A 26,854-nucleotide genomic window follows, 5' to 3' on the forward strand; every position below is an offset into this window, starting at 1 on the left:
ATTTTCACCCTTCCCGTTCCGGCTGTAGCATCAGGGGAATCCGCACCTCTATTTGCGTTCCCTTGCCGACCGCTGAATAAATCTCCATCGAGCCGCCTACTTCTGCCACTCGCTCCTGCATACTGCGCAGTCCGTATGACGTCATCTTTTCCCCATCCGGGTCAAAGCCGACACCATCATCTGTCACCCGCAATCGCACCTGCTCCTGCAAAGTGAACAGCTTGACCGCGATCAGGCTGGCCTTGGCGTGTCGCAGCGTATTGGACAAAGACTCTTGCAAAATGCGAAACAAGTGGTCTTCGATGCCGCTTGGCAGCCCTTCGACGTCTTCAATCTCCCACGTCAGTTCCATCGTATTTTTACGAGTCAGCTCTTCTAAAAGTTCCATCATCGCTTCTTTCAGCGATTTGTTTTGCAGCGTGGCCGGGCGCAGATGCAACAGTAACGCCCTCATCTCAGCCTGAGCCGCTGCTGCCATCTCCTCGACCAGCTCGATTTGCTGGGCTGCCCGTTGCGGATTTTTCTCCACCAGCCGCTTCATCGCCGCTGTCGTCATCGCGATGGCAAACAACTGCTGACTGACTGCATCATGCAGTTCCCTTGCCAAACGCTGGCGCTCCTCTGTCACGGCTGCCTGTTTGACTTGCTCCGCCAAAGCAGCGTTATGGTTGGAAAGTCGCTGCAAAGACGCGACCTGCTCCTCCCACTGCGAAGCCAGGCGGTTCAGCTGCCACCCCAGTTCGCCGACCTCGTCGACGCCCAGATCGGGCACACGGTATGACAGCATTCCCCGTCCCAGCTTCATGGCTGCTTCCCACAGCACGCCAAGCCGTTTTTTCAACAAATTCCCGAAGATATAGGAAATAATCAGGGCAACCAGCACACCGACAGGAAGCGATATGACAAAAGCGACTAGCTGGACCAACCCGTCAGGCTGTGTGGGCAAGGCCAAGCCCAAGTAATCCTGCATCCACAAGACGACTCTCGGGTCACTGATCAGCCTGCTGTATGCGCGATGAACCTCCGGCATGTCTTTCCAGGAAAAATAGAGCCAAAAAAAGCAAACAAACGAAACCGTAACTGCACTTGCGGCGAGCAGGACGCCGTAGCGCACATATTGCCACTGAATACTCGCTAATCGCTGTCGACGCATCCGCCAGTACCTCCTAGATGTACTTGACTTTTATATCGCCGACAAGCAGCGAGATATGCAAATTCACTTTTTGAGCCGCCTCCTCGTATTGCTCGGAACGAATCATCACACTCCGGTTGATCCCTCCCTGGCGGTAGCTCAATACTTCCAGGTCGCCCAGACTCAGCTCGGCGTTCACTGAAACCGGAAGATCGACAGGGACATAAACGGTGACATCCCCTACCCATCCTTCCACAATAAGAGCGGCCTCGTCCTGCATCAAAACCGCGCGGGACAGATCAATCACCACATCCCCGATCCCGTGCCACACATGCAGGGTGCTCAACTCAAAACGCCCGGAAGTCAGATGATAATCGCCAATCAACGAACTGCGAGAATCTTTGGGCAAAATTCGTTCACGCCCAGTTTCCTCTTCCTTCTCAAGCAGCTTGCTGCGGGAAGGCTTCCACTTGCTCAAGCTGTCCAGCCATTGTGCAGCGTCATGCCGAATGCCGTTGTGTGTATGAACAGGCTGATCCTCGCTAGTCATAGCCGGACCAGAAGGCTCTTCCCGTTGTTCCGGAAACGGGGGAAAGGAAGCCCGGTTCCCGCCCCCTCTCGTTTTGCCGCGAATCAATCGGAAGCCAAAATAAATCAACAGGATGGGAACTGCCAGTTGGAACAAGTCATCCACACCGATACCGAACCACATGTCCAGAGCAATAATGATTCCCAAACTGAACAGAATGCCGCCGCCAATCCGTTTGTTCTGACCCCAGAGGCGAACGCCGAAGTAGACGAGCACCATCGGCCACAGATCAAACAGACCGAACGAAATGATATGCAAACTGTCTAATAAAAGGCCGATGCCTGTCAAAATGATCAGGACGCCAGCCAACATTGTGTGCAAGCGGGACAGTTTCACAAAAGTCTCCTCTCTTACGCCCCATGCCGATCTTTTTCACTTTGTCTGTTTCGACACGTATAAATGAATGCAGGTGGGATATTCAGCAAGGTGAAGTCTGTCTCTACCCAAGGAAAACGCGCCTGCAGCTCAGCCTGGAGTTGTAGCGAATATTGGAATGTAATGAACAGGCCGCCTGGTTTTAATACGTTTTGTACTTCATCCAGAATGGCTGCTCGCAACTCTTGTGGGAAATTGGCAAACGGCAGGCCGGAAATGATGACATCTGCCTTGCCAAGCTCCATCTCCTCCAAATATTGTCCGAGTCTCGTCGCTTCCTCCCTGACAGGAAGATCAGGAAAGCGTGATTGAAGGATGGATCGAAACTGGCTGTCACGCTCCACAAGCACATAGTCGGTATCCGGATTGATATTTTGATAAATGGTTTGGGTAAAAGCTCCTGTGCCAGGTCCCAGCTCCAGAATAACATCCGTTGAAGCCCAATTGACGCTGCTCAACATTCGCTCACATAAAAACCGCGAACTCGGGATCACGCTGCCGACACGCCCAGGCTCAGCGATGAACCTTCGCAAAAAGACCATGAAGTCTGCCAAGAATCGTACCTCCTAGGGGAAAAGCAGCCTGCTATACAGGCTGCCTGATTGACACACTCTATTCTACAACCAATCCCCCAGTTCCTGTCCAATCAAGATTGTTCCGGCTGGGCGGACACTGGTTTTTTCTGTTGAAGCGATGCCTTGATGTTTGCCAGTTCTGTATCCAGATCGTCTTTTTCCAACTCAGAAAGCGCGTTCTCCCAAGCGAGGTTTGTCTGGCGCCATTGACCGCTCATTTGCGCTTCGGCTTCCATGCGCAGCACTTTTTCCTCCATGCGAGCAAAGCCACGGCCTGCGGACTGATTTCCGATTCCCACTACGGCATGATTCACTTGCTTTTGTGTACGAGCTACCTGTGCCCGAGCCATCAGCGTGAATTTTTTCGCACGCATTTTATAGAACTCTTCCTTCAGCTCAGCCAGCTTCTCGCGCATTTGCGTAGCTGCCTCGGATGCTGCCAGGTACAGTGTCTCATACTCTGCTGCACGCGCTTCGTATTGCTTTTTGTCTGCAAGTGCACGGCGAGCAAGTTCATCTTCCCCTTCTGTCAGAGCGAGCTTCACTTGACGATCGCGTTTGTCGATCAGTGTGTTCGCTTCATCCAGTTGTTGGCGGAATTTCTTTTCCAGTGCTACCTGACGGGCGACAGCCACTTCGACTTGTCCGATTTCCACTTCCATATCTCGCATGTATTGATTCAGCATGACTACCGGATCTTCCATCGAATCCAAAGCGTCATTCACCGAAGCTACTGTCAGGTCACGCAAACGTTTAAAAATACTCATGTTTATTTCCTCCTCATCATATCACATCGTGTCATTTCATCCAAAAGCTCTCGCGACTTGAGCAACTCTATGGCTGGCGACGGGTCACATCTTTTTCCCAGGCGTCCAGCGCGTCTTCTTTCAATACTTTTTGGGCCCACTGACGCTCCCAGGCAGGTGGCGCTTCTTTGGGGACATGGCTGGGGCGCAGTAAGCGATACCCCAGATAAATCACACCAATGGCCAGTAAGCCGTGGAACAGCAGATGGAGCTTGCCAATCAGCATCAGGAACCCGAAGAGGAAGATCACGATTCCCCAGAAACGCGAACCGGATTGTCCCATAATCTTTCGAGCGCCGTACAGCATGATGACCCCGGGAATCAAAAGCCCGAGCAGGTCACCGAAGTCGATTCCGATTTGATCCAGCAGAACCAACCCGCCGATTAGCAAGAGAACCAGCCCGAGCAAAACCTTTCCAGACCGTTCACTCATTGCTCGCTTACCTCCTATTCTCTTGTGCATGTGGTGCTTGCTAACTTATGCCCTTATTGTAGCCCCCCGGATAGGCTTTCCATAACGGGCGTGCGGTTGGTTTTTCCCTCCGTCCTTGGACGGAGAGCACTTCCTGCCATAATCGGACGAGCCTGTTTTCGCCCCATTCCAACCGCTCTTGCAATGTCGAAACAAAACGTTACACCTTTAGACAGGATTTTGTGACAAAAATATGAACAAGCAGTCAAAAAAAAGGAAAAATCGGACAAGCAGCGAATCTTCGTAGAGTGCGTGTAAAAAAACATCGAAAAATAGCCGAATTCCGCATGTCGGAAACGGGGGAACCAGTTTTTTGGGGTGAATAGTTGCGTTAGGCAACTTAGGGCGTCCTTTCGACCGAACCCTTCAGCTAACTTCGTAGGCTCACGAAAGGAGCAGTTTCTTTTGCGCAAGGTGGTACTATCTTTATTTATGGCTGGATTGCTTGCTATGGGAGCGGGCGCTGCACATGCGGCGGAGAACACGACACTCGAAGAGGTTGTCGATGATCTGTACGGCGTTCCTTACAAATCTTCAGGCACATCCAAAAAAGGCTTTGACTGCTCCGGTTTCACACGCTACGTATTTGACGCGTTAGGTGTAGACCTGCCGCACAATTCTGCCTCTCAATATGAGTACGGTACAGAAGTTGCACGGAAAGACTTGCAACCAGGAGATCTTGTGTTCTTTAATACAAACGGACGAAGCATCTCTCACGTGGGCATCTACATCGGGGACGGCACATTCGTGCATTCGGAATCCGGCCGCGGAGTCGTCAACACCAAGTTGAACGACCCGTACTACTGGAGCAAGCGTTTTGTTGGTGCCAAGCGCATCAGCTCGCCTGTTCTGGAAGCAAAGGCGGACACTCCGAAAAAGGAAAACGCGGTGCAAGCTGCATCGTTGCCGGAAAATCAACCAAAAAAGAAGTAGTTCGGCAAAAACATAAGAGCCAGGGACAATCGTCTCTGGCTTTTTCTGACGAAATTTAGTACCAGGTCTAATTAGGTGCCCTTACTTATAAGGAAATAAGCATGAATGAAGGGATACTTGTTCCTATTCTGTGAAAGCATGTTATGATAGACAGACAAGGCTGATTCTTTTTTTGCCATGACACTTGTCCACTTATTAATAGAAGTAACTGGGGGTAATTCCGGTGAAAGATCACATTTTAATCGTTGACGACAATCAGGAGATTATTGAACTGCTTGAAGATATTTTGGAAAACGAAGGCTTTCAGGTCTCCTCTGCGGAAAATGGCGAGGATGCACTTGCCCTGCTCAGCCAGGGAGAGCGGCCTAATCTCATTCTGCTCGATATCATGATGCCTAACATGAGCGGCTACGAGCTGTGCTCGCAAATCCGTCGCGAATGGGACTTGCCTATTTTGTTTCTCAGCGCCAAAAGCAAGGCCGTAGACAAAGTAGTCGGTTTTGAAATCGGGGCCGATGATTACATTACGAAGCCGTTTGACACGGAAGAACTGCTCGCCCGCATACGCGCCCATCTGCGCCGCTACGAGCGCATCCGCAAGCATACCGAGGAGCAGCCGGAAAAAGACGCCTCCGGTTCCCCGATCACGGTTTTGAAGTTCAAGGATTTGGAAATCCATAAAGAAACGTATTCCGTCTACGTCAACAACCAAAAGATCGAGTTGTCCACGAAAGAGTTTCAACTGCTGACTTTTCTCGCTGAAAATGCGGGTATCGTCTTCACGCGGGAACAAATTTACGACCGCGTCTGGGGCTATGGCTACGGCTCGCTCAATACGGTGACGGTACACATCAAAAACTTGCGCGAGAAGCTGGAAACAGAGCGGCAATTCATCAAAACTCAGTGGGGGACGGGCTACGTATTCATCGGGGAGAAGCTTTAGATGAGCCTCCGCAAAAAACTGTTTCTTTCTTTTATCGCGTTGATTACGCTCAACATCTTGCTGTTCAAGTTCGTTTTTCAGGACATCATCATCGACCAGTTGAAAAACGACCGTCACAACCAGTACCAGGCAGAAAAGGATGCGGCAGAAAAGGTCCGGGTCAACCAACTGCTGCGCTCCAGCAACTTCAAGGACCCGATCGAGCGCCAGGAGCTGGAGAAGCAGTTGCCAGAAGACGTCATGTACCGGATGGTCGTGAAGGACGCGAGCGGCAACACGATTTACCACAGGCCGTCAAAAGCCTACTCCTTGAAGCTGTCCCTCCCTTCCACCACGAAAAGCGACCTGAAAGTCGTGGCAGAATACCATTTTCAGCAAGAGCCTCCCCGTGAAGGCGAGATTGTCATCTATTTCTACACGGACGATTACGACATTATGGGCACAACCGGAGTCTCGATGATGCTCTGGTTTATTTACGGAAGCCTCGTGCTGGTCGGCTTGCTGTTGCTCACTCTGTTCGTCCGCTGGATTTTGCGTCCGGTTAGCGAACTGGCCCGTGTCACGCAGGAAATTCGCGAAGGCAAGCGGCTGGTGACGTTTACGTATCGCTCCCATGACGAGTTCGGACAGCTGTTTCGCTACTTTGGCGACATGGTCGATGAGCTGCGTTTTTCCGAAGAACGGCAATCGGAGATGATCGCTTCGATCGCCCACGATTTCCGCACGCCGCTGACTACGATCAAAGGGTACGCCTCCTATATCGGCTCTGGCCGCGTCACGGATTTGATGCGCATCCAGAAGCAAATGGGCAAGATCGAAGTCAAGACGAGCGATCTGGAAAAGCTGCTGGACGAGCTGCAAGACTTTACCGTGCAAAGCACAGAGGTGCGGCTCAACATTAGCCGCATTCACGTAAAAGGCTTTTTGAAGGGAATTATCGAGGACTACCTGGCGCGGGTGAAAGAAGCCGGATTGACTTTTCAATGGAAACTGCGCGTCTCCAATGAGCTGCACATCGAGGCCGATGAAACCAAGCTGCGCCGCGTCATGGAAAACTTGATCAACAATGCGATTCACTACAACAAACCGAATGGCTCGATTTTGATTACATGCGATCAGAGGGAAGGTCACGTGCTGTTCTCCGTAATCGACAAAGGCGAAGGAATTGCTGCCGAAGATTTGCCGAAAGTCTTCAACAAGTTTTACCGCGCGGAGAAATCCCGCAACCGCAACAACGGCGGCACAGGGCTCGGACTGACGATCTGCCAGAGCATCGTGCGCCGCCATGGCGGAGAACTCACGGTAAACAGCGAACAGGGAATAGGAAGCAGCTTCTCTTTCACCATTCCCTTTTTCCACGGATAGTTTATTTAGATTTATTGTCAGTTAATTTATTCTTTATATTTCTCTGTTAAAGTATTTCTTGTAAGCATGTTGCTTTCAGTGATAAATAACCCCCAGTTCGGTATCTGACACATCACGGCGAAACCGTAGTGAAAAGATGCCTCTTTTTTTTGCCTTAATCCCGTTTTTCCAGGCGCATGGGCAGTCCGTTTTTCGGACGCAGCGTAACCAGCGGCTCTGGCTCCACTACCTGTCCAGGCTCGGCAAGCCGCAAGCGATATCGCTGCGCAATCGTCGCAAGCAACAATGCCGCTTCCATCAGGGCGAAGTTGTTTCCGATACAAACCCTTGGCCCGCCCCCAAACGGAAAGTAGGCATACGCAGGGTTGCGTTTCAGCAAGTCGCTGGCGAACCGCTCCGGGATAAACTCATCCGGCTTGTCGTAATACCGTTCCAGACGGTGCATGACAAACTGGCTCATCATCAGCGTCTCCCCCGGCTGATAGGTGTGTTCCCCGATCGTCACTTCTTCGACAACTTCCCGATTGATCGTCCAGGCGGCTGGATACAGTCTCAATGTTTCCGAAACGATAAGGCTCGTATAGGTCAGTTTGGGCAAATCCTCCACTGTAGGCAGTCTGCCTTCCAGCACGGTTGCCAGTTCTTCATGCAGCTTCTGCTCGACGTGCGGATGCGTAGCGAGCAAATAAAACACCCACGACATCGTGTTGGCAGTCGTCTCGTGACCTGCCACGAAAATCGTCATGACTTCGTCTCTGACTTGCTCGTCCGTCATTCCTTGACCGTCGTCCTCGTCCCTCGCAGCGAGCAGCATTCCCAACAAATCGTCTTGCTGAGCTTCCGGATTTTTTCGCCTTGATTCGATCAAAGAATAGATCGCTTCGTCAAGCGTCTCATTCGATTCCAAAAATTGTCGATTGCTTCTTGTCGGAACCGACAGCGGAATGTCGATAAAGGAAGCGGCTTTATTCGCCACATATTTCAGTCCGACGTCGATAGCATGGCCAATTTTGTCAGCGCCCTCCTTGATGCTTTTGCCAAACATCGTCTCCGTAATGATCGCCAACGTTACTTTCATCATGTCGTTGTGAATGTCGCGGACTTCTCCCATCTTCCAATCGTCCATCAGCTCGACCGCATGTCTCACCATCACCTGACCGTATCCGGCGATGCGCTCCCGATGAAAAGCCGGCTGCATCAGGCGCCTTTGCCGCAAATGCTTTTTGCCTTCGCTGGTCAAAATCCCGTCGCCCACTACGGCTTTGGCGATCTGCAAGCCTTTGCCCTTCTTGAAGTGATCTTGCTTGGTAACGAGCACTTCTTTGATCTGATCGGGATTGGTCAGCAAGTAAACATGGCGCTTCGGACCAAAGCGAAAATGAACGACCTCGCCATGCTCGGCGACTGCTTCACGGATAAACTGGAGCGGGTTTTTGCGAAAAGCGAGCAAGTTCCCGGAAATCGGCAAACCTCTTGGTCCTGTGATTGTCACACCCATCTGAATCCCCCTCATATGCTTTGGCTAGGTTATGGATAGTATCCCGGCACGAAAAGGAGTTTATGCGAAAAAAAGCCACCCGAAGCAATCAGGTGGCAAATCAGGTATAGCTATTAGCGTGCAACAGGCTGCTCCGTACGCAGCAGACGAAAAGCGATCAGCCGCTCCCGCACCTTGATCCCGATCACGGCGGCGAGTACAGCTTTGATCACGCCTACAACCAAAAACGGCGTAGCGCCGAACGCAACCGCTTTGTCCCAAGGGATATCCAGAACGAACTTGAGCTGGACGGTTCCAAAAGCGAGTGTCACGAACATGCCGATCACGTTGGCAATAACGGCACTTTTCAGAGTGAAGCCCATCTTTTCCAAATACCAGCCCGTCACAAAAGCAGTCGCGATGAATCCGAAAATGTATCCGCCAGTCTTGCCGACCAATACTTGCACGCCACCGCTCGCTTCCGTAAAGACAGGCAGGCCGACTGCTCCGAGCAGTACGTAAATCAAAAGCGCAAGTGTGCCGTAGCGGCTGCCCAGAATCGTCGCCGTCAAACCGACAGCCAGCGTCTGTGCCGTGATCGGAATGAGCGGCAAAGGAATCGTCACCTGCGACAGCACCGCTGTGACAGCAGCAAAAATGGCGGACAACAGGAGCCATCTCAAACGTTCGTTTCTCATGCGTAGTATCCTCCAATGTTAACTAAAAATATAATAAGGTTAACAAAATGATAATACGCACGAAGAAAAATGTAAATCCCCTATGTTTGATCGACATGTCGTTGCAGACCCGCAAGCGATTGAATCGTGTGCTCGATCAGCTCGCGCAGGTCGTCAATGTTGCCTTCGTCGATCTTGCGGTGAAAATCCAGGGTGATGTGGTTCGTTACTACCGTTGGCGGCCATTCGATCCGATGCTCCGGCAGTTTGGCGGACAGTGTTTGCGTAATGTAGGGGCGCTGACCCCAGATTTCATTGAGCAGCGTGGTGATTTTGTTCGCTTCGCTCGGGATGTCGTCCGGATTTGGCAGCTGCAAATGAAAATGAATGCAGATCGTGCAGCCGACATGCTCCACGAGCGGCTGTTCCAGCTGTTCCGAGGCGATGTCGCCGAGGCTCGTGCGCAACTGCATTTGCGCCCGCACGGCTTTTTCGCCTGCCGCCTGTTCGGCCAGCTTGAACTCAATCTGGAACAGCCGCTGGAAAGTAGCCATATCCATGACATCTGATCGTCCGGTAATGGTGATCGCTCCGTCAAAATCGCGGTCGTACACCGCTCCTTCCAGTACCACCCGGATGTTGTCAAAGATGAGTGGATGAAACACGAAGCATCCTCCTTTCCTTTTCCTGACTTGATTGATATATCCTCGAACAGCTCTTCGTATCTAGCATGCCTGCTTTCTTGCGCTTTTGCAAGCGAGAGACGACTTCCCCATAGCGAAAAGCAACCCGGGAATGTTACCATGGAAAGGAACCAACGTCAGAGGTGACCCACATGTTTCTCATTGGAATTTTAGTCGTCGTTGCGATTTTCGGTGAACTCTTTCACAGATTAAACCCTTGGAAAAAGCCCGAGCCGGCCTATGACGAGCTGGTCGCCCAAATCAAAACAACTGATTGGTACAGAGAGCTTGCCAGCGACGAGGCTTGCCGCCGTGTGCTGGAGAACGATCCGCACGTCCAAGCCTATTATGCCAGCACTTACGAAGCCCAGCGCCTTTTGACACAGGAGGGCTTTCAACTGGGCCTGATCGACTACGTCAAGGAACAGGCCGCCAGCACCTCGCCCAAATCGCACTGAACGGCAAAGCGCCGCTGCCAGGAGAGCAGCGGTTTTTTTGTATGTAATTTTATCGAAACGTTGGGAGTGGAGTGGCAGGCAGGAAAAAACCATTGCCTGAGCAGTCCTGCCTGTCCTTTACTTGCCTTTGATTAAGAGGAATTTAATGACAATCGAGACAAAAAGCTTTCTTGAAAAGAAAAAGGTATACCTCCCTGGCTGCCGCCTCGTGGTATACCTGTTCTATCCTGTATTCATCTGCTTACCGTTTTTGGTGGTAGTGCTTGTAAGCATCGAAGGATGCCTCTTCTTGGCAAGTGAAGCACTCGTTTGCGTACGATTCAGCCTGTTCGTTGATGGTTTGGCCGCAAGCAGCGCAGCATTTTGCCTCGAGATTTCGGTAAAAAGAAGTGATTGGCGTCATAATTTTTAACCCCCCGTGTGTTGTTATCTGTATTGTATTACAACAGCACCTGTTTTATAAAAGTTTGTTATAATACATTATGACACTTTATCTTCATCTCTCGCGCAAATGCTCCCGCTTGCTTCATTTTTCGCTGTATTCATACATTTTTGCAAATTCAGCTTCTGTTGTAACACAATCGCCTTAGATCAACAGGTTGAACAAATACGGATCGTTGGTAATCTCCACATAGCGGATGCCGTGTTGTTTCATCCGGCTGATCAGAGGCTGGTAGTCCTCCTGGCACTTCATTTCAATCCCGACGAGCGCCGGGCCGTTATCCTTGTTGTTCTTCTTCGTGTACTCAAAGCGCGTGATGTCATCGTGCGGGCCGAGCACCTTTTCCATAAACTCGCGCAAAGCTCCGGCGCGCTGCGGGAAATTAATGACGAAATAATGCTTCAGCCCCTCATGCAGCAAAGAACGCTCTTTGATCTCCTGCATCCGGTCGATGTCGTTGTTTCCTCCGCTAATGATACAGACCACATTTTTCCCCCTGATTTGGTCCCGGTAGTAATCAAGGGCGGCAATCGACAAGGCACCGGCAGGCTCTACCACGATCGCACTGCTGTTATACAACTCCAAAATCGTCGTGCATACTTTGCCCTCCGGCACCAGCACAACATCATTCAACACATCGCGGCAAATGCTCATAGTCAGTTGTCCCACCTGCTTGACTGCGGCTCCATCCACGAACTTGTCGATTTCATCGAGCGTCACGACGTCATCTCGCTCCAACGCCGCTTTCATCGACGCCGCTCCCGCAGGCTCCACTCCGATGATTTGCGTATTCGGGCTGATTCCTTTTACATATGTGCCTACCCCGGCAGCCAGACCACCGCCACCGATGCTCATGAACACAAAATCCGCAGGCTCTTCCAAATCGTTCATGATCTCCAGCCCCACTGTTCCTTGTCCAGCCACTACCAGCGGATCGTCAAACGGATGGACAAACGTCCGGTCTTCCTGAATGCAATATTTCATCGCTTCTGCGAACGAGTCGTCAAATGTATCCCCGATCAGCACAACCTCCACGTAGGAGCCGCCGAACCGTTTGACCTGGGACACTTTTTGCCGCGGCGTTGTTGTCGGCATAAAAATCGTGCCGAGGATTTGCAGATGCTGGCAAGAGTAAGCTACCCCTTGCGCGTGGTTGCCCGCACTCGCGCATACAACGCCGCGCTCCCGCTCCTGCAAAGACAAGCTCCGCATAAAATGGTAGGCTCCACGAATTTTAAAAGAACGGACGACCTGCAAATCCTCCCGCTTCAAATACACATTGCAGCCATAGCGCTCAGATAGGACATTATTTTTTTGCAGCGGCGTCTTCTCGACAACATCTTTTAACCCGTGGTTGGCAACCACAATCTCTTCCACTCTCACTATAGACATATCTCTCTTGCTCCTCCCAAACGTTGGTTGTCTCTTTTTTCACTTGCCCAGTCAAAAGAAAAGCCTTCACCTCGCCAGCGTCGCTTAAATGCGCACGGCTGGCTGAGGCGAAGGCATCGCGGTACCACTCAGCTTCTCTGTCTTCCTCACGAAAAACAGACTTAATAGAAGTTCCACGATGGGAACCCCCGTCCGGGTAACGGAGACGAATCCGTTGTCCTCTACTTGCAGCTTTTTGCGACTGCGTTCTAGGGCACTGCTCCAAGGTGATTTTCAAAACAGGCTGGGCGTCCGTTCTTTCAGCACGGGGAACGGCTCTCTGCACGCTGCTCTCTGCTCCTACTCTTCCTTTTCTACGCAACTGATAACAAACTATTCAAATTATTAGTTACAAATTATAATGCGAGTCTGTTTTCTTGTCAAACAAAACCGATATTCCATTTGGTCTGGTTGCATGCAAAAAGAAGGAGAAAGCCCGCTTGCGAGTGGCTCTCTCCTTCTTTTTGGTGGGTCGCAAATTTATACCGCTTCGTAAATCGCTTCGTAGCGCTTGCCGATTTCTTCATCAGTCAAGCCAGCTTCACGCAGGCGTCCAATCAGTGCATTTGCCCAGATTTCTGTGCGTTGCGCCATTTTTGCGTATTTTTTCGCTTCCTTCACTTTGCGCTTGGAGCGATCTTCACCGTTCGATTTGAGATTGTCCAAGATAAACAGCATGCGCATGCTATCTTCCTCGTTCAACTCTTTCCAGTTGTCGTTCAAAAACGCGACTACTTGTTTGTAGTACCCGTCAAACTCATCGAAGGAAATCTCGGTATCCATGTTGAGATACTCTTTCATTTTGTCGAATAGCTCTTGCATCTAGCGTCACAACTCCCTCAGTATTCTCCGCCCCATTATAACAAAAACAAGCCTGCACAGGAAGTTGCCATTATTTGTGAACATATCGGCAGATCCGATCTGCGCCCTCCCCATGCAACAAGTCCGGGAATGGACTATAATGAGGAGATACTGAAATGCCCTGAGGAGAACAAAATGACTACATCGAAAAAGGAACAAGAAACAAGCATACGCGTCGGCCAGCAAATGACGCTCACCATAAAAAGCCTGGGGATCAACGGCGAAGGAATCGGTTATTTCAAAAGAAAGATCGTATTCGTAGAAGGAGCGCTCCCAGGAGAGGTCGTGCATGCAGAAGTGACGGAAGCGCGGGAAAAATTCGCGACAGCCCGGCTGCTTCGCGTGGTGGAAAAATCAAAAGATCGCGCCACTCCCCCCTGTCCGGTGTACAAGGAATGCGGCGGATGCAGCTTGCAGCATCTGGACTATGCGGCACAGCTTGCAAGCAAGCAGGAAATCGTCATCGAGTCGCTGCGCAAGTACGCCCGCCTGCCTGAACCGCCTGTCGCCCCGACTATCGGGATGGACAATCCGTGGTCGTACCGCAACAAGGCACAATTCCAGGTCGGCAAGCAAAACGGGAAGCTCATCGCCGGACTGTACCAGACAGGCAGCCACAAGCTCGTCGATCTGGAAGGCTGCCAGGTGCAACATGAGGCGACGACGAAGATCGTGCAAGTCGCTAAAAAAATCATCGAAGAGCTGGGCATCCCTGTGTACGACGAAAGAAAGCGAACAGGCGTCATCCGCACGCTCGTGGCGAGGGTCGCTTTTGCCACAGGCGAGACGCAGTTGACGCTCGTAACGGCCACAAAAGAAATTCCCCGCGTCAAAGAGCTGCTCCTGGAGCTGCGCACCCGCCTGCCCGAGCTGGTCAGCATCGCGCAAAACGTGAACGCGCAAAAAACATCGCTTGTCTTCGGCGACCAGACGCTCTCCCTGTGGGGCAGACCTTCTATCGCGGAAAAGCTCGGGGAACTGTCGTTTGACTTGTCCGCCCGCGCCTTTTTCCAACTGAATCCGGAGCAGACGCAAAAGCTGTACGACCAGGTCAAAAAGGCGGCTGCCTTGACGGGCAAGGAACTGGTGCTCGATCTGTACTGCGGCACCGGAACGATCGGCCTCTGGCTCGCCCCGCACGCGCGCGAGGTGCGCGGCATCGAGCTGATCCCGGAAGCCGTAGAAGACGCCAACCGCAACGCCGTGCGCAACCAGGCCACGAACGCAAGCTTCCACGTAGGCCGCGCCGAGGTGCTCATGCCGAAATGGGCCAAGCAAGGCACGCGCCCGGACGTCGTCGTAGTCGACCCGCCCCGAACCGGGCTGGATGACGCGCTGATCCGCTCTTTGCTGGACGTGCGGCCGAAGAAGATCGTGTACGTGTCCTGCAACCCATCGACGCTGGCGAAGGACATTGCGAAGCTGATGCAGCGGTATGAGTTGAAAAGCGTGCAGCCGGTGGATATGTTTCCGCATACGGCGCATGTGGAGTCGGTGTCGCTGTTGACAATCAAAATGCAATGAAACCGGGCAAATCCGCTGCAGAAAGGGTGTGTCAGACAATGAATGCCGATATGGTGATGCAGGAGCTTGAGGCTCTCGGTAAAGAACGACTCAAGAAGATGTACATTTCCAACGGCGCGCATGAACCGCTTTTTGGCGTGGCGACAGGCGCGATGAAGCCCATCTTCAAGAAAACAAAGATCAATCAGCCTCTGGCCGAGGAGCTTTATGCAACAGGGAACTACGACGCTATGTACTTTGCTGGCATCATTGCAGACCCTCATGCGATGACGGAAGCGGATTATGAACGTTGGATGGATGCGGCTTATTTTTACATGCTGTCCGATTATGTGGTTGCCGTAACTTTAGCGGAATCAGATATTGCCCAAAAGGTTGCCGATAAATGGATCGCAAGCAACGAAGAGTTGCGAATGTCGGCGGGTTGGAGCTGCTACTGCTGGCTGTTGGGGAATCGTCCGGATCGTGAGTTCTCTGTGGACAAAATTTCCAGTATGCTTGATCTGGTGCAACGCACGATTCATGCTGCTCCCGAACGAGCGAAATACGCGATGAACAACTTTATGTACACGGTGGCTGTATCTTATGTGCCGCTCCATGATAAGGCTGTCGAGACTGCCAAGGCAGTAGGCCCGGTAGAAGTCAAACGGGACAAAAACAAAAGCAAGCTCATACACGCTTTCGAAAATATTCAAAAAGCAGTAGATAAAGGACAGCTTGGTTTCAAGCGCAAGCATGTAAGGTGTTAAACTCTGGCGTGCTGCACTCGTCATACGATACATGTGGAGTCTGTGACGTTGTAGACTTTGAAATAAGCTAAAAGGCTAAACCCCTTTGATTCGACGGGAGTTTAACCTTTTTCTTTTGCATGTGAATCAAGTTCTTGGCGCTGACCCCGAGTTTCCTCCAACACAACATTCACCATTCTTTCATTTGTTTGGCAGATTTCAACATGATTTAATGTAGGTAATCAGCAATGAAAGAGGGTGGCCATTTTGTCATCGGTCTTGCTCGTAATCTTCTCCATCAATTTCTCTCTCCTGCTCTTGCACGAGATGGACGCAATCAGGGCCAAAGAATGGAAAATGTTCGCCATCCTGAAAGATATGGACGATGGCCGCGCCTTCAAAGTATTTACCATCCTCCATCTTCCCCTGTATGCCATCTTATTGTATTCGTTTATCAGTCAACAAATCGTTTCCTTCATCATCATAGATGTGTTTCTCATTTTTCACTCGATCATCCACTATTTCTTTGAGAAGCATCCGAACAATAACTTTACGAACACGTATTCAAGATTGCTCATTTATCCAATGGGCGTATTGGGAGTCTTGCATCTGCTCGGGTTAATGCTGTTTTGACCTTACCGCGCCATCCGTCACGTCAAGTCGCGCATACGCCCTCAACACCTGCAGAGTCTGTCAGTTTGCGGTGAAAAATACAAACCAGAAAGGTGGCTAAACCTCTTGAAGCTTCTCGGGTTTAACCACCTTTTTCGTTACTTCATGAACATTCGCCAGCGCAGCAACATGATTTATTGCATCGGATTGGCAAGGTTATTCACGAGAATCTGAGCCTGGTCCCCCAGCTTGATCGTGCCGGGACATTCGACGGCACAAACAATCCCTCTGCGCTTGAATGCCGCTTTTACAAAGCGTCCGGCCAATTTTGGGTGTGCCTCTGCATCGTAATTTTTTTGAATTTCTTCTCCGGGATGGACACAGGGAAGATTTTCTCCCATACAAATAAGACCCGCTCCACTCGGCAGCAGGATTCGCGAGCCCATCGTCAGGCTTGTCAAATCAGGAAATCCGCTTATCAAAAGATTAGCCCCCAGCCACTCGGGCAAAACAAACGGAACTTTCAAGTTTTCGGCGATGATGGCGCAATCCTCTTGGGACACCACCGTGATTTGGCGACGGTTCAAGATTTCGGTTCCACGCGGATACATCGTCTGACGGGAGTCTGCTCCGAAAGTCACGCCAAAATGTCGGTCACCCGGTATGCCTCCGAACTCCAGCTTTGTCTCGGGGATACGGCGTGTGACGAAAGTCTCGGGATTGTCAGCGATAAGTATAGCTTCAACTGATGCTGCGTATGTTTTCATACAATTCTCCTCTCAGTGATCGGCGATTATGCTCCGAATGCTTGCCGCAAATGTTTGAATATTTCCCCCACAGTCTTCTGGCTAACCCCTGTTTCGCCCCATTCCTCACAGTGTATCATGAATGGCTCCTTTTTTAGGAAGAAAAAGCATAATCGTGAAACGATACTCCTCCCTAAGACTGATACAAAATTACATCGGGTGCAGGATGTCCCTCCAACAAATTGGTATATTATGGATTCATATGCATTATTCATGGAGGGCACTCAATGAAACAGCTAATCCAATTCAAAGCCGTCACAAAAGAATACAAAATCGGCGAAGTCCCGATCAAGGCGCTAAACGGGGTTGATTTTTCCATCGCGGAAGGCGAATTTGTCGTGGTTCTAGGGGCAAGTGGCGCGGGAAAAAGCACGATTTTGAACATACTTGGCGGCATGGATACCGCTACTTCTGGCCAGGTGTTTGTCGGCAACCAAGAAATTACGAGATTCGACGAGACAAAACTAACGCAGTACCGGGCTGAAAAAGTTGGCTTTGTGTTTCAATTTTACAACCTGATCCCCAACTTAACTGCGTTGGAAAACGTTGAATTTGCCACGGAAGTATGCAAAAACCATCTGAAGGCCAAAGACATTTTGCAACTGGTCGGATTAGGCCATCGGCTCAAAAACTTCCCTTCCCAGCTCTCTGGCGGCGAACAGCAAAGAGTTGCCATTGCCAGGGCTGTTGCGAAAAACCCGCTGCTGCTGCTCTGCGATGAACCGACTGGGGCTTTGGACTATGAGACGGGCAAATCCGTCCTGAAACTCCTGCAAAATTTGAACCAGGAAACCAAAAAGTGCGTCGTGCTGGTCACGCATAATTCTGCAATCGCGCCGATGGCCGATAAAATCATCAAGGTAAAAAGCGGAATGATCGAGAGCGTGACCGTTAATCATCGCAAACAAAGCGTTGAAGGGATCGAGTGGTGATGATGAAATTATTTTGGAAGCTAACAAGGGATATCAGGCAATCCATCGGTCAATTTATCGCCTTGATCTTGGTCGTAGCGGTTGGAGCTTTTTTCTATGCGGGGCTGACCACGTACAGCGATAATCTGAGCGCTTTTGTGAACAGCTATTTCAAAGAACATCATGTAAGCGATTTATATGTGTCGTACAAACAAATCTCCAAAGACGAGTTGGCCGATTTAAGCAGCATTGCCGGAATCAAGAAAATCGAAGGACGCTACACCTTTGACGCCACACAAGTGATTGCAGGTCATAACACCTCGCTAAAAATTCACTCCATCCCTGTGCGAAATGAAATAAACACGCCCACTTTGATTGCAGGGCATATCCCGGACAAAAAGAATGAAATCATGCTAGACTCCCATTACGCCAAAGAAAATCAGCTGCAGATCGGTGAGCAAATCCATCTACGTGCGAACGAAAAAAGTGTGAGCTTTACCATCAGCGGCTTGGGCGAGAACGTCGAGCATGCGAAAAAGAACGACATTCAAGATCACCAAGCGTACGGAATCGGCTATATTGCCGAAGCGACGATACCCGAAATCGCAGGCGGCTTTTCTTACAATGAGGTGATAATCGATGCGCAGGATGGCTACGATATCGACAGCTTGGGCAAGTCTATTGAAGCGCAGTCCAATCCCCTTGCTTATGTGGATCAAATCAGTAAAGAGCGGACTTTCAGCTACTCAAAAATTAATCAGACGATTCACAACAACAACTTGATGAGCAAAGTTATCCCTTTTGTACTGTTTTTGATTGAAGCTATTATTCTTTTTCTGACCATGTCGAGACTGGTTGATTCGCAAAGAAATCAAGTTGGCATTATGAAAGCCTTGGGTGTCCCGACAAGAACGATCATGCTTCATTACATGGGGTATCCCGTCCTGGTCGCTATCGCAGGTTCCATCATCGGTTGCGTCGTTGCCGCTATTGTTTTCGTTCCCTTAGTAACTGCTTCGAGCGCGCGAGCCTACTCTCTGCCTGGTATCACCTACTCCATGTCTGTTTTTTCTGTCCTCCCGCCCCTCCTCTTTTCCAGTGTTTTTGGCATGTTGTCCTGTTATTTGAGTGGCAGAAGCATTTTAAAAGAACGTGTAGCCGAAGCCATGCGTCCCAAACCGCCCAAAACGATGCAACAACTGTGGATAGAAAGATTCCCGGGTGTTTGGAATCGGCTGTCCTACAGCTACAAGCTCATTTTGCGAAATATATTTTTAAACAAGCAAAAGGCTTTGGCAAGCTCGATTGGCGTTGTGATCAGCACGGTGTTACTGATCGCTGCTTTCGGCACGCAGACAGCTTTGCTGCAAGTAGCGAGCCAAATCGAAGAGGTTTACACGTACGACTTGCGCGTAGATTTTGCAAAAGGCACATCCCTTGATCAGCTAAAGTTGCCTCCTGGCAGCAAAAACGGCTATTTTTTGGCAACTTTTCCTGTTGCGTTTAGAAAAGGCACTGAAACAGAAAATGCCACTTTCGTTGTTACGGAAAAGAGTAACAGCCTGCTTCATTTCTTCGACGAAAAAGGGAATAAAATTTCTCTGGAAGATCACGGCGTTCTCGTACCCAAATCGTACGCGGACAAATACCGTATTTCCGAAGGCGATACCATCCAAGTGCAATTCACCGCACCCGAGTTGAAAAAAATGTGGGTAGATATGAAGGTTTTACATGTATCAACACAGTATTCGAATCCGGCGTTTTACAGCACGCCAGCCTATTTGCAGAGCTTTGGCATAGATTACAATCCGAGCACGCTTTTGGTGGAAGGAGCCAGCCCGACAAACCTGGCAACGGTTCGCACCTTTTTTGAACAGGATCATCGGGTAGATGCGATTGCGGATAAAAACGATCTGAAGAAATCGGCACAATATATTTTGCAACAAAACAGTTTTGTCTTTATCCTGTTTATCGTTTGCGCGATCATCCTGTCTTTTGGCGCCATTTACACCATATCCTCCATCAACATTTACGAACGGAACCGCGAGCTTGCGACCTTGAAAGTATTGGGCTATCCGAAACATAAAATCAACCGGCTGATCTTTTGGGAAAACATGATCCTGACCGCCTTTGCGGTCATTGTCGCTCTGCCGCTCAGCGGCTATGTTTATCGGATGATCGTGAAGGCACTGTCCAGCAGCCATCAACAGATTCCTGATCAATTGAATGTATTTGTGCTAGTCGCTTCTGTTGCGCTTGCGTTTTTGCTCACGCTTTTGTCTAACTTGCTGCTGAAACGGAAGGTTGGCAGGATTGATATGATCGGGTCGTTGAAGAGTGTGGAGTAAAAAAGAAAAGGGGGTCGTTGAGATGAAATTAGCAAGTTATTGTCTGATTTTGTTACTCTTGATTGGATGCGAACCAAAAGAAAATACGAATCCCACCTCGCCTGTTCATATTGTAGATCGGGACCAGCTGGTCGAGCGGTTCCAGTTGATTCATGACTTTAATTCTGTCGAAGAATTTGACACAACCAAGCTGAAAAGCCTTGAAAACGATCCCGATCGCAAAGACTACAAAAAAGTATTGCGCACTTTTATCTCTGAGTATTTTCAAAAAGAAATGGAGTCATTTCAAACTATAAGCAAAAGCGAAAATCAGCGTCATATTTTAGTCATCACGAAAGACGGCTGGTTATATAGCGTCAGCTTAAAACAGCGGGCGGATCACAATGATATTTGGACAGTAGATATGTACGGCGATCTTTCGCTGGCTGGCCTGCAACAGTCCTAGAAGATACTTTGCCGGGAGCGTCCGAGTTTAACCAAGCTATTCCCAAACAGTCATAACCGTTTTTGGTTGACCGCAAGCCGTCACATCCAATTTCATGAAAAATACCAGATATTTCTCACAGAAAAAAGCCCAAGCATGATCCCCTGCTTGGGCTTCTCGATCCCCCATCACTTCCGATACTTCGCCACCAGCATATCCGCGATTTCTTCGGCTTGGGCAATCGTCGTGATCGGGTCCCAATAGGAGTAGCGCTCCGATTCGAACCAGTAGACCTTGCCTTCTTTGACCGCTTTCAACTGCTTCCACATCGGGTTCGATTCAAACTGGCGGTTGTCTTTGCCACTGACGATAAAAATGTGGTCGCCAGCGTATTTGTCCAGCACTTCCTCGGAGATGGACAGTTGCTGGGTGTCGCCCCACAGCTCCTGCTTCACGATCGGTGGCGGGTTCAACTGCAAAATATCGTAGATCGCCTGTCCACCCCTGCCCCATCTGTTGCCGAGAATGCGGAAGTCGGATTCCCAGCGCATGAGCGCAAAAGTCTCTCCGGCGGGGAACAGCCCCTCGACTTTCTTTTTCGCTGCTTCTGCCCGGCGGTCGTATTCGGCCAGCCACGCTTCCGCCTCGGCTTCACGCCCCAACAGCTTGCCGTAATAGCGGACTTCCTCATGATCGTTTTTGAACGTCCCGAACGGAACGGCAACGGTAGGGGCAATTTTCGCGTACTTCTCGTATTCGCTCTTGTCGTTCGTATCAATAATAATCAGGTCGGGAGACAAAGCAACGACTTTTTCCAGCGATACCGTCCATTCCTCACCGATGCTTTCGACACCAGCCACATCCTGGGAGATGAACGGGTTGTCAATGTAAGGCTTTAGTGCGCCGACTGGTGTTACTCCCACAGCTAAAATCGACGACAACAAATTGTTCGTGACAATTCGGTTCGCCTTGGCGGGAATCACTACGTCTCCGAAAATCGTGCTGACCGTTTTCGTTTGCGCCACCGCCTGCTCTGCCGATTTTGTCTGCGCCTCTGCACTGCTCGCGTTTTGACTGCTGACAGGCTGGGCATTCAGGCTTGCCCCGCCCGAGCACGCGGACAGGAACAGCAGCAGGCTCAACAGTCCGGTTAAAGGCAAGGAAGATCTCGTCATTTTGTACATGGAGGAAGGGTCCTTTCTTTTCACAAGATAATGATAATGATTCTCGTTATTAACATCATCAATATACCAGTGAGCCGAAAGTGGGACAATAGACGATTCTGACCTTGCAGATGGATTATGCTGACGTTGGGACATTTTAAATTCGATTGGCGACAGTCCTGTGCGTTTTTTGAACAAACGGCTGAAATAATACACATCCTCGTACCCGATCCGCGAGGAAATTTCTTGCAAGGAAGCGTCTGTTTGCGAAAGCCATGTTTTCGCTTGCTGAATGCGAATCTGAATCACGTATTCGATGACGCTTGTTCCTGTGCGACTTTTGAAGCGTCTTGCCATGTATCCAGGACTCAAACCGAACATGTCTGCCAGAAACTCGACTGTGATCGGTTGGGCAAAATGCGTTTTCATATACGTCATGGCTTGTGTGACGGGATCGGTTGTCGTGACTCGGTTGTGATCGTCCCGCAGTTGTCCGTATACTTCCAACAGAAATTGATAGAACAACGACTTGATCCGCAATTTTTCCCATTGGCCCTCTTGCCCGACAAGTCCCTGCATATTTTGAACGATATCAAGCAACGCGAGAGGGGAACGCGGCTCCATGGCAAATGGGGCATGAAAAGGCCGATGTTGTTCCAATGCCTGAAGCAGCTCGCTTTTGCAGGAGAGCGGCATTGTCGCCTTGTAGCAAATCAGATAGTATTCCAGTGCCTCAAGCGTCTGGACGATCTCCAGTTGTGTCCCTTTGCCACCGTGCACAACCTTGAACGGTGCAAACATTTGCAAAACCCCGTCCACGGCTGCATAGGCGCGTCCACGAGTGACCAGGAGAAAAAAGCTGGCGGGCAGCCTGTAGGCAGATCGCTTCTCGTGCGGGTCCAGCATCACCTGCCGGACATCCAGTATTTTGACAGTAGCGTGATCCCATAGCCGCAAATGCTCGTCTATATCCACCAAGGCCCCTCCCCTCAAGTCCACTCGTGTTTCTGTCTGTTTTGCTTCTTAGTCTACTAGACCTTAGCCAGCGCTGTCCAATTGATTGTAACAGCGGCTGATTGGCTGCTCGCATCGCCCAACACAAAGAACAGGCCAAGCACCGTTGGAAGCGGGGGCTTAGCCTTTTTCTGCATGCATACTTATAGCCTTACAGATTTTCACCAAAGAACGCCGTCAATTTCGTTACCGCTTGCGCCACATACTCAGGAATGTCGTACATCGCGATATGTGTTGCGCCGTCTACCCAAAAGAGTTCTTTCGGCCCATTCGACAAAGCGAAAAATTGCTCGCTGTAGCTGCGCGTATCTGCTTCGCTTCCTGCAATCAACAGGAGCGGCTGCGTCAAAAAGGTGCCGATATTGGTCGTTGCCGAGAACGCCATGAGCTTGTCGAGACTGCTGAACAGGAAGCGGTTTGTAGAATTTGGGTGTTGCGCACGAGGAGTCCGGTAGTAGTCGTAAGCTTCCTGCATGAGCACGGAAGTTGCTTGCGCTCTTTCTTCAAGCGAGTTCGGCGCCCAGTGCAAAAACATCGCTTCGGTGCCTGTTGCTTCTGCCGTGCGCTGTTTTCCTACTGCTTCGAGTGTTTGCAATACCGCGGCACTGTCTTCCCCGCGGAACATCGCACCGATATCGACCGCACTGACCGTCGTCACCGCTTTGATCCGGCGTTCTGTTTGCGCCGCCGCTACGGCATAACCGCCGCCTGCGCAGATGCCAAGCGCCCCGATTTTTTCCGCATCGACAAACGGGAGCGTGGTCAAATAATCTACCGCGCTGCGAACATCCTCCACTCTGGCAAAAGGATCTTCCAACAGGCGCGGCTCGCCACCGCTTTCCCCTTGATAAGACGCATCAAATGCCAGTGCAACATATCCTTGCTCGGCAAGCTTTTGTGCATACAGGCCAGCCGTTTGTTCCTTGACGCCTCCGCCTGGATGCACAGTCACGACCGCAGCATACTTTTTCGCTTCGTCAAAATCGGTTGGCAAGTACAGATCGCCTGCCATATGCAAAAGACCATTTTTAAAAGTGATCGATGTTTTCATGTCGAAGTCTCCTTATCGTTCGTCTATTATAGAAGGTTTTTATTTGAATACAGTCAAGCTCTTCCAGCGCCCTTCCTTCCGTCAGTAACTTTCGTGCGGCAAAAGATAATAAACGTTGATATATTATTAAACATATGTCTATTATTATAAATATGTCTAGCAAATCTACAATTGTTAGATTCCTGCCGTTTGTTTAGTAATGAACAAATCGATATCATTTGTACATGATCGATAGAAAGATGGGTGACAACTCATGGCGAAGGTGGATAGACGCATCCTCAAAACACAAGAAGCCGTAAAAAAAGCGGTCATTGAGCTGATGGCGGAAAAAAGTTTCGATGCCATTACCATTCAGGACATTTCCGACAAAGCCAACGTAAGCCGGGGCACGATCTACCTGCACTACATGGACAAGTACGACTTGCTGGACAAGCTGATCGAGGCCCACATCGAACAGCTCCGGACACTGTGCGAATCTTCTTCCGAACTGGAGTTTATCGAAGCCACCGAAATCTGGAGCAGATACTTTGAAGAACATTACGCTTTCTTTTCGCTGATGCTCACCAGTAAAGGAGCACCTTATTTCCGCACGCGATTTCTGGACTATCTCATTGATGAAGTAAAAAAAGAAGTGAATGTAGCCGAGGGGAAAAATCAGGGGTTTGATCAAGGAGTGATCATTCAGTTTGTAGCTTCCGCCCTGGTCGGGCTGGTGGAATGGTGGTTTGCAAATAATCGGCCTGTCTCGCAAAAGGTTTTGGCTGAACAAATGGGGAGATTGTTGGAGCGGAATTTGTGAGGAAGCGACTTGAAAATGTTGCTGCTGGCTCCTGCGCAGGTCGTCCGTATCCACTCTTGCCCTTTGCAGCTATAAGAAAAAGGGAAAAGCAGAAGCCCCCTCCTGCCTTTCCCTTTTTCTCTGCCAAACTCAATTGCGGCTGACGTGAAGCTCATCCAGCCAGTCCTTTTTTTCCGCAACTGCCTTCTCGTATTGTTTGGCACCAAATGCACAGCAGACGTGTTCAGACTCTATGTTATGTTTCGTCAATGACAGAAACTCCACCGTAATCCAACCTCCCTTGTTTCGCTCCTCATCCATGAGTGGCTAGTCACGAAATGAAAGGCTAGAACGAAAAGCGATATGGAAATACAGGTATATTTTAACATGGAGCGAAGCCATCTGAAATCTGCTGTGCAAAGACACGAGGCACCGCGAAATCAATCCATCCATGTATGCTGGAGGGGAACCATCTGCCCGCATTCCCCCATTGCCAAAAGAGAGCAGCACTCCCGCCCTACCTGGTTGGAACCGCAACCCAATGCCCTTTCGATACTTCGACAAGCTCGGAATGCTCCAGGTTGTACTTGTCCACTCCCGCCTGCTCTTCCACCAACACTCTCTTCTTCTTCGCCTCAACCTGCGGATCGGGAATCGGAATCGCCGCCAACAAAGTCTTCGTATATTCATGCTGCGGATTCGAATACAACTCTTCGCTTTCCGCCAGCTCGATAATTTTCCCCGCATACATGACGGCTACGCGGTCGCTGATATGCTTGACCATCGAGAGATCATGGGCGATGAACAAATACGTCAGGCCGAGACGGTGCTGCAGTTCCTCCAGCAGCTTGACGACTTGTGCCTGAATCGAGACGTCGAGAGCAGACAGAGGCTCGTCGCAAACGATAAATTGCGGATCGACAGCGAGCGCACGGGCGATGCCGATTCGCTGTCGCTGCCCGCCCGAGAACTCGTGCGGATACCGCTGGGCAAAAGCAGGTTCAAGCCCCACCATATCAAGCAGCTCCTCCACCCGCTTTTTCCGTTCCTGCTGGCTGCCTGCCAGCTTTTGAACGTCGAGCGCTTCACCGATAATGTCCAAAATCTTCAACCGGGGATTCAGCGAAGCATACGGATCTTGAAAAATCATTTGCATGTAGCGGCGCATGCTTTTCATCTCTTTGGCTGACAAGCGGTTCACCGACATTCCCTCGTACAACACATCGCCGCCGCTCGGCTCGTGCAAACGCAAAATCGTACGGCCTGTCGTTGATTTGCCGCAGCCGGATTCGCCTACAACGCCCAATGTCTCCCCTTTGTTAATCTGAAAGCTGACCCCGTCAACCGCTTTCAAGATATTTCCTTTCCCCATGTCAAAATGCTTTTTGAGCGACCGGACTTCGATAAACGGCCGATCGTTGTCCGGTCTGGTCAAAATGAGCGGGGCAGGCTTCGCTTTCTTCTTCTCGTCCAGACGCGGAAGCGCGTTTAACAACTTCAACGTATACGGATGCTTCGGATTGGCAAAAATCTCTTCCGTCGTTCCCGTCTCGACAATTTCCCCGTCCTTCATGACGGCAACACGGTCGCACATGCCCGCTACGACGCCAAGGTCATGCGTGATGATGATAATGGAAGTGCCGAGCTTGCTCTGCATGTTTTTCATCAGGGTCAGGATTTGCGCCTGGATCGTGACATCAAGCGCTGTCGTAGGCTCATCCGCGATCAGCAAGGTGGGGTGGCAAGCCAGAGCAATCGCAATCATCACCCGCTGGCGCATGCCGCCGGAAAACTCGTGCGGGTATTGATGATAGCGGGCTTCACTGTTGCGGATGCCGACCAGCTTCAGCATTTCCACGGCTTGCTTTTCCGCCTCTTTTTTCGGCAGCTTCTGATGCTTGATGATGCCCTCCGCTATTTGAATCCCGACTTTAACAGTAGGATTAAGAGAAGTCATCGGGTCCTGAAAAATCATGCCGATCTCCTTGCCGCGAATGCTTTCCATCTCCTGTTCTGTCTTGTGCGCAAGGTTTTCGCCCAAAAAAACGATCTCTCCTTCCTTCATAAAAGAAGGCGGCGAAGGCAGCAGACGCATGATGGAGCGGGCCGTCACACTCTTGCCGCTGCCTGATTCCCCTACGATTCCCAACGTTTCTCCTTTCCTCACCTCAAAGCTTACGCCGCGCACTGCCCGAATCTCTTCACCGCGGGATTGGAACGATACGGATAAATTGTTTACTTGTAAAATAGATTCCATATTTTCTCTCACCTGCTATTGA

The 26,854-nt window shown here is 50.3% G+C and carries 27 protein-coding genes and 1 riboswitch; of the genes, 11 read left to right on the forward strand and 16 right to left on the reverse strand.

The features are described from left to right. Positions 1-4 precede the first annotated feature (4 nt). The 5 genes from IRJ17_RS27520 to IRJ17_RS27540 all read right to left on the reverse strand — a co-directional run bounded on the left by IRJ17_RS27520 (position 5) and on the right by IRJ17_RS27540 (position 3,910). A complete protein-coding gene (locus IRJ17_RS27520; RefSeq protein ID WP_122966158.1) occupies positions 5-1,153 on the reverse strand; it encodes a HAMP domain-containing sensor histidine kinase in 1,149 nt (382 codons plus the stop codon). 13 nt (positions 1,154-1,166) lie between these two features. Continuing rightward, positions 1,167-2,057 carry a cell wall-active antibiotics response protein LiaF gene (gene liaF, locus IRJ17_RS27525; protein WP_242772546.1) on the reverse strand — a complete coding sequence of 297 codons (891 nt, stop codon included), beginning with the start codon at positions 2,055-2,057 and terminating at the stop codon, positions 1,167-1,169. Positions 2,058-2,071: 14 nt separating this feature from the next. Then, positions 2,072-2,650: a class I SAM-dependent methyltransferase gene (locus tag IRJ17_RS27530; protein ID WP_122966160.1), complete on the reverse strand. Its 579-nt coding sequence runs from the start codon at positions 2,648-2,650 to the stop codon at positions 2,072-2,074. A 92-nt stretch (positions 2,651-2,742) separates the two neighbouring features. Next, entirely contained in the window at positions 2,743-3,438 is a 696-nt protein-coding gene (locus IRJ17_RS27535) for a PspA/IM30 family protein (protein WP_063228773.1), read from the reverse strand. A gap of 67 nt (positions 3,439-3,505) precedes the next feature. Beyond that, positions 3,506-3,910, reverse strand: coding sequence for a LiaF transmembrane domain-containing protein (locus IRJ17_RS27540; RefSeq protein ID WP_122966161.1), 405 nt, complete (start codon positions 3,908-3,910; stop codon positions 3,506-3,508). A gap of 303 nt (positions 3,911-4,213) precedes the next feature. Further along, a riboswitch (cyclic di-AMP (ydaO/yuaA leader) is annotated at positions 4,214-4,350 on the forward strand. A gap of 4 nt (positions 4,351-4,354) precedes the next feature. Here IRJ17_RS27540 and IRJ17_RS27545 point away from each other — a divergent pair. The 3 genes from IRJ17_RS27545 (at position 4,355) to IRJ17_RS27555 (ending at position 7,190) form a co-directional block, all read left to right on the forward strand. Next, a complete protein-coding gene (locus tag IRJ17_RS27545) occupies positions 4,355-4,882 on the forward strand; it encodes a C40 family peptidase (protein ID WP_122966162.1) in 528 nt (175 codons plus the stop codon). A 223-nt stretch (positions 4,883-5,105) separates the two neighbouring features. Then, complete coding sequence (locus tag IRJ17_RS27550) at positions 5,106-5,825, forward strand: response regulator transcription factor (protein WP_173597083.1); 720 nt, start codon at positions 5,106-5,108, stop codon at positions 5,823-5,825. Next, a complete protein-coding gene (locus IRJ17_RS27555; RefSeq protein ID WP_242772549.1) occupies positions 5,826-7,190 on the forward strand; it encodes a sensor histidine kinase in 1,365 nt (454 codons plus the stop codon). A gap of 154 nt (positions 7,191-7,344) precedes the next feature. Here IRJ17_RS27555 and IRJ17_RS27560 read toward each other — a convergent pair whose 3' ends face one another. From IRJ17_RS27560 to IRJ17_RS27570, 3 genes are all read right to left on the reverse strand, one after another. Further along, on the reverse strand, positions 7,345-8,688 hold the full coding sequence (locus tag IRJ17_RS27560; RefSeq protein ID WP_242772551.1) for a cytochrome P450: 1,344 nt from the start codon (positions 8,686-8,688) through the stop codon (positions 7,345-7,347). Between the two features lie 113 nt (positions 8,689-8,801). Continuing rightward, entirely contained in the window at positions 8,802-9,365 is a 564-nt protein-coding gene (locus IRJ17_RS27565; protein ID WP_242772554.1) for a biotin transporter BioY, read from the reverse strand. A gap of 80 nt (positions 9,366-9,445) precedes the next feature. Beyond that, a complete protein-coding gene (locus tag IRJ17_RS27570) occupies positions 9,446-10,009 on the reverse strand; it encodes a hypothetical protein (RefSeq protein ID WP_173597085.1) in 564 nt (187 codons plus the stop codon). Between the two features lie 170 nt (positions 10,010-10,179). Between IRJ17_RS27570 and IRJ17_RS27575 the strand changes: the two genes are divergently transcribed. Then, positions 10,180-10,485, forward strand: coding sequence for a hypothetical protein (locus tag IRJ17_RS27575; protein WP_173597086.1), 306 nt, complete (start codon positions 10,180-10,182; stop codon positions 10,483-10,485). Between the two features lie 241 nt (positions 10,486-10,726). On the opposite strand, the gene yhfH is transcribed toward IRJ17_RS27575, so the two are convergent. The 3 genes from yhfH to IRJ17_RS27585 all read right to left on the reverse strand — a co-directional run bounded on the left by yhfH (position 10,727) and on the right by IRJ17_RS27585 (position 13,180). Further along, positions 10,727-10,888 (reverse strand): protein YhfH, encoded by a 162-nt coding sequence (gene yhfH, locus IRJ17_RS28225; protein WP_083955695.1) that lies wholly within the window; start codon positions 10,886-10,888, stop codon positions 10,727-10,729. A gap of 183 nt (positions 10,889-11,071) precedes the next feature. Continuing rightward, the gene (gene ilvA / locus IRJ17_RS27580; RefSeq protein WP_122966169.1) at positions 11,072-12,319 is read right to left on the reverse strand and encodes a threonine ammonia-lyase IlvA; all 1,248 of its coding nucleotides are present in this window, start codon (positions 12,317-12,319) and stop codon (positions 11,072-11,074) included. 519 nt (positions 12,320-12,838) lie between these two features. Beyond that, the gene (locus tag IRJ17_RS27585; protein WP_063228784.1) at positions 12,839-13,180 is read right to left on the reverse strand and encodes a hypothetical protein; all 342 of its coding nucleotides are present in this window, start codon (positions 13,178-13,180) and stop codon (positions 12,839-12,841) included. A gap of 174 nt (positions 13,181-13,354) precedes the next feature. Here IRJ17_RS27585 and rlmD point away from each other — a divergent pair, with 174 nt between their 5' ends. From rlmD to IRJ17_RS27600, 3 genes are all read left to right on the forward strand, one after another. Further along, positions 13,355-14,743: a 23S rRNA (uracil(1939)-C(5))-methyltransferase RlmD gene (gene rlmD, locus IRJ17_RS27590; protein WP_242772557.1), complete on the forward strand. Its 1,389-nt coding sequence runs from the start codon at positions 13,355-13,357 to the stop codon at positions 14,741-14,743. 38 nt (positions 14,744-14,781) lie between these two features. Continuing rightward, positions 14,782-15,489, forward strand: coding sequence for a DNA alkylation repair protein (locus IRJ17_RS27595; RefSeq protein WP_242775343.1), 708 nt, complete (start codon positions 14,782-14,784; stop codon positions 15,487-15,489). A gap of 246 nt (positions 15,490-15,735) precedes the next feature. Then, positions 15,736-16,101, forward strand: coding sequence for a DUF6713 family protein (locus IRJ17_RS27600; RefSeq protein WP_122966184.1), 366 nt, complete (start codon positions 15,736-15,738; stop codon positions 16,099-16,101). Positions 16,102-16,274: 173 nt separating this feature from the next. On the opposite strand, the gene IRJ17_RS27605 is transcribed toward IRJ17_RS27600, so the two are convergent. Continuing rightward, positions 16,275-16,847 (reverse strand): MOSC domain-containing protein, encoded by a 573-nt coding sequence (locus IRJ17_RS27605; RefSeq protein WP_122966185.1) that lies wholly within the window; start codon positions 16,845-16,847, stop codon positions 16,275-16,277. A gap of 266 nt (positions 16,848-17,113) precedes the next feature. Here IRJ17_RS27605 and IRJ17_RS27610 point away from each other — a divergent pair, with 266 nt between their 5' ends. From IRJ17_RS27610 to IRJ17_RS27620, 3 genes are read left to right on the forward strand one after another with little or no spacing between them, the layout of a single operon-like run. Continuing rightward, positions 17,114-17,818, forward strand: coding sequence for an ABC transporter ATP-binding protein (locus IRJ17_RS27610; RefSeq protein ID WP_122966186.1), 705 nt, complete (start codon positions 17,114-17,116; stop codon positions 17,816-17,818). Further along, complete coding sequence (locus IRJ17_RS27615) at positions 17,818-20,145, forward strand: ABC transporter permease (protein WP_370641097.1); 2,328 nt, start codon at positions 17,818-17,820, stop codon at positions 20,143-20,145. Before IRJ17_RS27610 ends, IRJ17_RS27615 begins: the two co-directional genes overlap by 1 nt. 22 nt (positions 20,146-20,167) lie before the next feature. Continuing rightward, positions 20,168-20,590: a hypothetical protein gene (locus IRJ17_RS27620; RefSeq protein ID WP_173597090.1), complete on the forward strand. Its 423-nt coding sequence runs from the start codon at positions 20,168-20,170 to the stop codon at positions 20,588-20,590. A gap of 167 nt (positions 20,591-20,757) precedes the next feature. Here the strand turns inward: IRJ17_RS27620 and IRJ17_RS27625 are convergent, their stop codons facing one another. Beyond that, on the reverse strand, positions 20,758-22,707 hold the full coding sequence (locus tag IRJ17_RS27625; RefSeq protein ID WP_122966187.1) for an AraC family transcriptional regulator: 1,950 nt from the start codon (positions 22,705-22,707) through the stop codon (positions 20,758-20,760). Between the two features lie 190 nt (positions 22,708-22,897). Then, on the reverse strand, positions 22,898-23,797 hold the full coding sequence (locus IRJ17_RS27630; protein WP_173597092.1) for an alpha/beta hydrolase: 900 nt from the start codon (positions 23,795-23,797) through the stop codon (positions 22,898-22,900). Between the two features lie 253 nt (positions 23,798-24,050). Here IRJ17_RS27630 and IRJ17_RS27635 point away from each other — a divergent pair, with 253 nt between their 5' ends. Beyond that, positions 24,051-24,596: a TetR/AcrR family transcriptional regulator gene (locus IRJ17_RS27635; protein ID WP_242772560.1), complete on the forward strand. Its 546-nt coding sequence runs from the start codon at positions 24,051-24,053 to the stop codon at positions 24,594-24,596. A gap of 129 nt (positions 24,597-24,725) precedes the next feature. On the opposite strand, the gene IRJ17_RS27640 is transcribed toward IRJ17_RS27635, so the two are convergent. Together IRJ17_RS27640 and IRJ17_RS27645 are read right to left on the reverse strand one after the other, a co-directional pair. Continuing rightward, positions 24,726-24,860, reverse strand: coding sequence for a hypothetical protein (locus tag IRJ17_RS27640; RefSeq protein WP_423751973.1), 135 nt, complete (start codon positions 24,858-24,860; stop codon positions 24,726-24,728). Between the two features lie 232 nt (positions 24,861-25,092). After that, positions 25,093-26,832, reverse strand: a complete 1,740-nt coding sequence (locus tag IRJ17_RS27645) for an ABC transporter ATP-binding protein (RefSeq protein ID WP_242772563.1) — start codon at positions 26,830-26,832, stop codon at positions 25,093-25,095. Positions 26,833-26,854 lie beyond the last annotated feature (22 nt).

Origin of the sequence: Brevibacillus parabrevis (assembly GCF_022701015.1) — a bacterium.
GTDB lineage: Bacteria > Bacillota > Bacilli > Brevibacillales > Brevibacillaceae > Brevibacillus > Brevibacillus parabrevis.